The sequence below is a fragment of the uncultured Jannaschia sp. genome (assembly GCF_947494025.1).
GTDB lineage: Bacteria > Pseudomonadota > Alphaproteobacteria > Rhodobacterales > Rhodobacteraceae > Jannaschia.
Map to the genome: position 1 here is coordinate 1 of NZ_CANLTQ010000073.1, position 4,424 is coordinate 4,424.

Below are 4,424 nucleotides of genomic sequence, written 5' to 3' on the forward strand. Positions count from 1 at the left end.
GCTGAGAATTGACGGCGCTTCGACACCGCCTTGATATGCCGCCCCTCAGGGCATCACCAACTTTCGCGCGTTACTCATCATGCCCGCGATGGAGTTCGCGGGCGACGTATCCTGGGGTTACAACTCCGCCCACATCTTCGCCATCGAGAGCGCTTACGGTGGACCGACTGCATTCAAGGACTTCGTGCGCGCGGCGCACGCAGCGGGCTTCGCGGTGCTCCTCGACGTGGTCTACAACCATTTCGGCCCCTCCGACCTCAATCTGTGGCGTTTCGACGGTTGGGGCGAGGGCGAGCGCGGAGGCGTCTACTTCTACCAGGATCATCGCGCCGCGACCCCTTGGGGCGAGACACGGCCGGACTACGGTCGCCAGGAGGTGCGCCAGTTCATCCGGGACAACGCGCTTTACTGGCTCGAAGACTTCCGCGTCGACGGGCTGCGCTTCGACATGACGCTCTACATTCGCACCATCTCGGGCGACGAGGGCAGTGAGGGCGACCAGCTTCCGGACGGATGGTCGCTGATGGCCTGGCTCAATGACGAGATCGCGGATCGCTTCCCGGGCCGCATCACCATCGCCGAGGACCTGCGCCAGGTTGATGCCGTCACCGCCACCACGGGCGAGGGCGGCGCGGGCTTCGGCGCGCAGTGGGGCGCGGCCTTCGTTCACCCGGTGCGGGAGGCGCTGATCGCGGCCGAGGACGACGATCGAAGCATCGCCTCTCTCGTCGACGCGCTGACGCGCTGACGCGGACCTACAACGGCGATCCGTTCCAGCGCGTCGTCTACACCGAGAGCCATGACGAGGTCGCCAACGGGAAGGCCCGCGTGCCCGCCGAGATCGGCGGAGAGGATGAGCAGCGCCACTGGGCCGCGCAGAAGCGCGCGACCCTCGGCGCCGCGTTGGTGATGACCGCGCCGGGCATCCCGATGCTGTTCCAGGGGCAGGAATTCCTTCAGGGTGACTGGTTCGACGATTCCGTGCCGCTGGACTGGGACCAGGCGGAGGACTTCGGCGGCATCGTACGGCTTTGGCGCGACCTGATCGGGCTCAGGCTTTCCGAGCCAGGCCTGCGCGGACGGCACGTGGATGTGCTGCTGGCCGACGAGGACCGCAAGCTGCTGGCCTATCACTGTCACGACGACAACGGGGAGGCCGGTGTTCTTGTGGTGCTGAACCTTCGTGCGGAAGCGGCGCACGAGGTAGCCATCGACATGCCGGATGAGGGCTCGTGGCGGCTTCGGCTCAACACCGACTGGAGCGGCTACAGCGAGGTCTTCGGCGACTACGAAGCCCACGACCTGGGTGCGGAAAGGGAGCCGGAAGACACGGGCGGTCATCGCGCCATGGTTTCGCTGGGCGCCTACTCCGCTCTGGTCTACACGCGCTGAGGCAACTCGCGGATCGCTCCGGACGATGTCTGGGGCGATATTTGGTCGTCGTCGGGACCATGCGCAGCAAGCCAGAGTAGACCTCGGCTGAGAGCTGTAACTCCGACGCAGTGCGGAACGAAGCGGATGTCCAGGCTTACGGAAAATAGCCGCTTCGAGCCGGGTTGGTGAGGCAGTGAATTTCCCATCTTTCGTCTTCAGGCAAGTCTCGGCACGCACCTGCGAACGCTCAGCTCTCTGCCAGGCTGTCGACAATGTCGTCCGGCATGGACGGCTTGACGACGACGGGTGCGCTCAGGCTGGCGACGAGGGCCCGAATTTCCGGCCAGTTGCCTGTATGAAGGATGAACGGAACCTCCAGTCCCTTCAGCCGCTTGGCGACCTTGTGCGAGGTATGTCCCCCAAGGTCGACGTCGAGGACGGCCCCGGTGATCCGGCGGGACGCATGGGCCTGATCGATCGCCGCCAGAGCCGCGACCTCAGTCCGCACCGGCCCGATGACGGTCGCGCCCGCCTCGATGAGCGTGTCGGTTACGTTCATGCCGATGAGGGGCTCGTCCTCGACCAGAAGAACGACCCAGCCTTCGAGCTTGCGTGGCGCGGAGGCGGGGTCGGCCGGGGGTGGCGGGTCATCGGCGGCGGGCACGGTCTGGTCCTTTCGGCGGCGATGTCGGCGACATCCTGATGGTCGAGACGCGCCGTGGGCTGTCTGCGAAGACGAACGCGGCAAGGTCGTGCTTCGTTGCCGGAAGCGGGCGATCTCCGGACCCAGGAGCGCGGGAGAATGGCCGGCCATGCCCGTTTATACGGGCGTCGCCATACGATAGGAGCACGGCAATCCTTTTGACTGACGATTTTCCATGACCCAGCAAACCGCGTCCGAACCAGACGGCGTCGATCGGACTCCTTCCGATCCTGTCCGGTTCGATCACGACCCTCTCCATCTGGCCCAGCTCATCGTCGACAGTGCGGTCGACTATGCGATCGTCACCCTGACCGCGGACGGCACCATCACGAGCTGGAACGAGGGGGCCGAGCGCATCATGGGCTGGACGGCCGACGAGATCGTCGGGCGCCCTGCTGCCACCTTCTTCGTGCCCGAGGACGTGGCGGCGGGACAGCCGGACTACGAGATGCGAGTGGCCACCGCCCAGGGACAGGCCAGGGACGAACGTTGGCATCTGGCCAAGGACGGGCGGCGGTTCTGGGCCTCGGGACGGATGATGCCGCTCGTGGCCCGGACCGACGCGGACGGCCCCACGACGGAAAAGAACCTCGTCGATGCGCCCGGCGCCCGGCAGGTCGGCTATCTGAAGATCCTGCGCGACCGCACCGCGCAGCGCGACGCGCTGGCGCGCCAGATCGCGTTGCTCGATCTGGGCGACCGGCTGCGGGACATGGAGGACGTGCACCAAATGGTCGAGCTGGCCTCGGAGACGCTCGGCCGGACGCTCGGGGCGAGCCGGGCGGGATACGGCACGCTCGACGTCGACGGCTCTGTTATCGACATCCGCGCCGATTGGAACGCGCCCGGCGGCCAGAGCCTCGTGGGCCGTCTGCGCTTCGAGGATTTCGGGACCTATGCGGAGACGTTGCGGCGCGGCGGAACCGTGGCGATGTCGGATTGCCGGATGCATCCGGACGTCGCGGACCCGGAGCCGCTGGAAGCGATCGGCATCCGCGCCCTGCTCAACGTGCCGCTGATGGAGCGCGGCCGGCTGAAAGCGGTGACGTTCGTCAACGACGTCCGGACCCGGAGCTGGACCGAGGACGAGCAGAACTTCGTGCGCGGTGTCGCGGATCGGACCGCGGCCGCCATCGACCGGGCCCGGTCGAACGCCGAGCGCGAGATCGTCGCGCGTGAGCTGGCGCACCGGATGAAGAACGTCTTGACGATCGCGCAGGTCATCGCCGTGCAAAGCCTGCGCCATGTCGGCTCGCTCGACGAGGGCCGGCGGGTCGTGGCCGAGCGGCTGGTGGCCCTGGGTCGGGCGCAGGACATGTTGACCGACCTCGCGACCGAAGGGGCCGGACTGCGCGACGTGGCGCAGCAAGCGCTGGCTCCGTACAGGACCGACGAGAGCCGCATCACCATCGAGGGCCCCAACGTCGAGCTGACGGGGCCGCAGGTCCTCGGCCTCACCCTCGCGCTGCACGAACTGGCGACGAATGCCGGCAAGTACGGCGCCTTGTCGACGCCGGCCGGACGGGTCTCGATCGCCTGGAGCGTGGCATCCGATCACGCCTTTGTCCTCACCTGGACCGAAACTGGCGGGCCAATCGTCGCCGAACCCCAACGCCAAGGGTTCGGCTCGCAGATCCTCGGGCGTGTCACGGGCGCCTATTTCGGCGGGACCTCCCGTACGGAGTATGCGCCGGGCGGGCTGCGCTTCACCATCGAGGGCCAAATCGGCATTTGATGGACGAGCCGCCGTCCGTCCGACGTGATGGAAGGTGGCTGGTCGTGGGTATGATCAGTTCCATACGGCCAAACGTCTTGCCCGCCGTACGTCAAGGAACTCGAGGAACTGGCCTCGCAGGGCCTTACCGCGCAGCGTGCCGGTACGAAGGTTGCCTACGATGCGCAGGATGAAATCATCGGCGACGCCACCCATCCCGACTTCAATGCGATGCAGCAGCAGGGCAAGGCGACGGCGCAGATCTGGTCAGACCGTCTCGCCCGGGTCGCCGGGTAGAAAGGCCTTCAGGCTACGGGGTCTGGATGTCGTGCGCATGATATCTCGGCCGATACCGCATCGAGGGACATGTCGTATGGCGGCAAGACGGCTGGTGCTTCGCCCGCGCTTCGATGCCATTGGAGCGCCGAACGGTCGCCAAGTTACGACCGGACGTCTGGGGCATTGACGATGACTAGACCTTCTTGTCGTCATCCAGATCGCTATGCGCGGTCGTGATCGGGTCCCGGAACGACGGGCTTTTCGCCTTCGGGCTCGCCTTCGACCCGAGAACCGGATCTTCGGTCCCATCGTCCTTCAGGAGTGGATCATCCGAGCTCGAACTGTCGGCATTTT

Annotated in this window: 4 protein-coding genes; 3 read left to right on the forward strand and 1 reads right to left on the reverse strand. The window is 66.5% G+C overall.

Annotated elements, in window-relative coordinates; translation table 11 throughout:
* Positions 1-79 precede the first annotated feature (79 nt).
* Entirely contained in the window at positions 80-748 is a 669-nt protein-coding gene (locus Q1B08_RS20955) for an alpha-amylase family glycosyl hydrolase (RefSeq protein ID WP_299823182.1), read from the forward strand.
* A gap of 80 nt (positions 749-828) precedes the next feature.
* Positions 829-1,392 carry an alpha amylase C-terminal domain-containing protein gene (locus Q1B08_RS20960; protein WP_299823185.1) on the forward strand — a complete coding sequence of 188 codons (564 nt, stop codon included), beginning with the start codon at positions 829-831 and terminating at the stop codon, positions 1,390-1,392.
* A 229-nt stretch (positions 1,393-1,621) separates the two neighbouring features.
* Here the strand turns inward: Q1B08_RS20960 and Q1B08_RS20965 are convergent, their stop codons facing one another.
* Positions 1,622-2,038, reverse strand: coding sequence for a hypothetical protein (locus tag Q1B08_RS20965; protein WP_299823188.1), 417 nt, complete (start codon positions 2,036-2,038; stop codon positions 1,622-1,624).
* A gap of 214 nt (positions 2,039-2,252) precedes the next feature.
* Between Q1B08_RS20965 and Q1B08_RS20970 the strand changes: the two genes are divergently transcribed.
* Positions 2,253-3,812: an HWE histidine kinase domain-containing protein gene (locus Q1B08_RS20970; RefSeq protein WP_299823191.1), complete on the forward strand. Its 1,560-nt coding sequence runs from the start codon at positions 2,253-2,255 to the stop codon at positions 3,810-3,812.
* Positions 3,813-4,424 lie beyond the last annotated feature (612 nt).

Bases quoted from the DNA above. Each gene is read 5' to 3' on its own strand.
- Q1B08_RS20955 (WP_299823182.1), top strand. From the start codon at position 80: ATGCCCGCGATGGAGTTCGCGGGCGACGTATCCTGGGGTTACAACTCC.
- Q1B08_RS20970 (WP_299823191.1), top strand. From the start codon at position 2,253: ATGACCCAGCAAACCGCGTCCGAACCAGACGGCGTCGATCGGACTCCT.